The following is a 3,371-nucleotide window of genomic DNA, read 5'->3' on the forward strand; positions in this document are numbered from 1 at the left end:
TGCGGACGGTTCGTCTATGCGCGCGGCGCGGGCGAACTGCTGATGCGCACGCTGCCGCATGTGCTGCATGTCGGGCTGCGCGAGGCGTCGGGGTTCGCGCCGCTGCAACTGCTGACGAGCGTGCTGCGCGCCGAGGCGTCGAACGGGCAGCCTGGCGCCGGCGCGATCGTCAATGCGCTCGGCCAGGCGCTGCTCGCGTACGCGTTGCGCGCATACGGTCGTGGTGCGCGCGTGCCGTCCGGCTGGCTCGCGCTTGCGGCCGACGCGCGGCTCGGCCCGTCGGTGCAGGCCGTGCTGCAGGCGCCGGAGAAACCGTGGACGGTCGAGTCGCTCGGCGACGCATCGGCGATGTCGCGCGCGACGTACGCGCGGCATTTCCGCGAGCGGGCCGGGATGAGTGTCGGCACGTTCGTCGCGCAGATCCGGATGATGCATGCATGCGCGCTGCTGCAGGACACGCAGCGCGGGCAGGCGGAGATCGGGCAAGCGGTCGGTTACCAGTCCGAGGCCGCGTTCGGCAAGGCGTTTCGCGCGGTCCTCGGCACCACGCCGGGCCGCTGGCGGCGGGCGCAGCGCGAATTGTAAGACTGCAAGCAAGCCGTCTTGCCGTGTGCCAAAGCTGCTACCATGCGCGAAACGCAGTTCAGCGAAAACGATTTCGAACAAGAAGAAAGAGAGGGCAAAGCAATGAACCAGACCACCATCCAGCAGCCGTCGTTCGCGTTCGTGGCCGCATCGTGGGCCGCGCTGCTCGCCGGTTTTGCAGCATTCCTGATCGGTCTCTGGAACGCTGGCATGCAGCTCAACGAGAAGGGCTACTACTTCACCGTGCTGGTGTTCGGCCTCTATGCGGCGATCTCGCTGCAGAAAAGCGTCCGCGATCGCGCGGAAGGCATTCCCGTCACCGGCATCTACTACGGCCTCAGCTGGATCGCGCTGCTGCTGTCGATCGCATTGCTGATCGTCGGCCTCTTCAACGCGACGCTGCAGTTGAGCGAGAAGGGCTTCTACGCGATGTCGTTCGTGCTCGCGCTGTTCGGTTCGGTAGCGGTGCAGAAGAACACGCGCGACCTGCAGAACGCGAAGCCGCGCTATACCGACGCCGAATCGGCGCCGTCCGTCCAGGAGTGACGGCACGCGAAGCGGGCGCCTTCGAGGCCGCCCGTTTTGCGACGACGGTCGCGGGCGACCCGCATTCGCCGATGCGCCGCGGGCTCCCCGCCCATTCGTTTCATCCATGCCGATGCGCATGACGATGGAGATATTCCGGATGCCAGACTTCCCTGAAACCACACGGCACACCCGTGCGGCTGCCTGTTCCGTGGCAGCGAAAGCCGCGCTCGTGCTGGAGACGAACAACCTGCGCGGCGGCGCCGGCCTCGCGCAGGCCGTCGACAGCCTGAAGCGCCTCGTCTCGGCGCTGTCGAAGCAGACCGTTCCGCCCGCGGCACTCGCACAATGGATCATCACGCACGACGGGCTGCCCGCCGACGCGTGCGCGGAGATCGCCGCGCTGGCTGGTCGCCCGATCGATTTCGTCGAGATCGGCGCGAGCACCGGCTACTACGATGCGAAGAACGACGGGTTCGATCGCGTCGACGCGGCCCGCTGCGACATCGTCGTGTTCGGTGATGCCGATTGCCGGCCGGCCGACGACTGGCTCGAGCACCTGCTCGCGCCGTTCGGTCGCGAAGTCGGCGATGCGCCCGTCGCGGTGGCCGGGCGCACCAGCTATGCGCCGAACGTGCTCGGCATCGCGCTGACGTCGATCGATTTCATGTATTTCCCGAGCCCGTTGCGCGATGGCGCAACGCGCAACTTCTACGCGAACAACGTCGCGTTCCGCCGCGACGTGTTCGCGCAATTCCGCTACGAGCCGCTCGACGGCGTCTATCGCGCACATTGCCAGGTGATGGGGCTGCGGATGCAGGCAGCCGGCGTGGCCGTCGAGTTCGCGCCGGCCGCGCACACCGAGCATCGGCTGCCGGACACACATCGCGAATCGCTGAAGCTGCGCTGGATGCGCGGCGAGGACAGCGTCGGGCTGACGCCGTATCTCGTCAACGCGTACCTGCCGCGCGGGTGGCAGTGGCTCGGCCGCAGCGGCCCGCTCGGCCCGTTCTGCGTGATGGCCATGCGGCTCGGCTACAGTCTGCGCGCGCTCAATCGCCAGCAGCTGCCGCCGCTGGGCGCGACTCGCTATCTCGCGGCCGTCGGCGTCACGATCGCCGCGTCCGTCGTCGATACGCTCGGCGCGCTCGCACGCGGGTTCGGTCTCGCCGGGCGCGCGTCGGCCCGGCGCGATCTCGAAGCGCTGTCCTATCACCGCCATTGAACCGGCGCCGCGCATCGCGCGCGGCCATGACACGCCGCCCCCGGCATCCATTCCGACGACGATCATGACTTCTCTCGCCACCCGTGTTGCCTGCCTCGCCCTGTTTGCCGCCAGCGCCGGCGTCCATGCCGCGCCGGTCGATCACGCAGGGCGCGGGATCTTCCACTTCGCGTCGCAAAGCGGCTGCCCGTTCGCGAGCGCGGCCGCGACGGACTGCAACCGCATCGCGCTCGATGCGCCCGACGTTCACGCGCGCATCGATGCCGATGCGCACGCGATCGTCTTCTCGAGCGATGCGGCGCGCCGCACGAAAGATGTGCTCGGCGACGTGCTGCTGCAGGGCACGGGCGTCGACGGCGAGGGCCGGCGCGTGCCGCTGAGCGTGCACGTGCTGTTGCGTCGCGACGGCACGAAATGGGACCGCGACGTGTACGTCCATGCGCCCGTGCACGGCACGTTCACCGATGTCCGGATCGATCCGTATCGCGTGCGCGTGAAGGAGGGCGAGGGCGAGCGCGACGTGCTCACGCCGGACGAAACGCTGGCGCTGTTCGCGCATCCGTCGCTTGCATCGCGGCTCGCACGGCATCTCGTGAAGGTGAGTGCGACCGATCCGAAGCAGCCGTCCGCGGACGACATCACGGTCGCGCTCGGCGTTGGCGGCCTGACGAAGTCGGTTGCGCGTGCGAGCTTTACGTCGAACGCGCCGCACGATGCCGACGTCGATCGCGCACTCGCGTCCGGCACGTGGGCGATTCGTTTCGACGCATTGAGCAATCACATTCCGGTGTGGGTTGCACAGCGCGAGCTGTTCCTGTTCGGCCTCGACGGCAGTGCGCTCGTGACGGACATGCGCGCGCGCGGCTTCAGGAAGAACGACAGGATCGAATTCGGCGCACGCGACGGCAATGGCTACCTGCGCGTGAACGGCCGCGAGGAGGCATTCGCGGGGGCGACAGCATCCGCCCATGCGTTCATGCAGGAAAGCTTCATCGGCCTGATTCTCGGATGGCGTCGCGATCCGGCCGCCGCTGCG

4 protein-coding genes are annotated in these 3,371 nt (G+C 68.3%); all 4 read left to right on the top strand.

The features are described 5' to 3' along the window. Positions 1–585: AraC family transcriptional regulator (locus JYJ84_RS31975; protein ID WP_205189953.1), on the top strand; the 585-nt coding region annotated here is incomplete at its 5' end. Positions 586–687: 102 nt separating this feature from the next. Next, positions 688–1,131, top strand: a complete 444-nt coding sequence (gene yiaA, locus JYJ84_RS31980) for an inner membrane protein YiaA (protein ID WP_027788274.1) — start codon at positions 688–690, stop codon at positions 1,129–1,131. Positions 1,132–1,270: 139 nt separating this feature from the next. Next, positions 1,271–2,335 carry a glycosyltransferase family 2 protein gene (locus JYJ84_RS31985; protein WP_175222329.1) on the top strand — a complete coding sequence of 355 codons (1,065 nt, stop codon included), beginning with the start codon at positions 1,271–1,273 and terminating at the stop codon, positions 2,333–2,335. Between the two features lie 64 nt (positions 2,336–2,399). Beyond that, positions 2,400–3,371 (top strand): hypothetical protein (locus tag JYJ84_RS31990; protein ID WP_205189954.1); only part of this gene is annotated, 972 nt, incomplete at its 3' end.

The organism is Burkholderia sp. LMG 13014, assembly GCF_905232215.1.
Classification (GTDB): Bacteria; Pseudomonadota; Gammaproteobacteria; order Burkholderiales; family Burkholderiaceae; genus Burkholderia.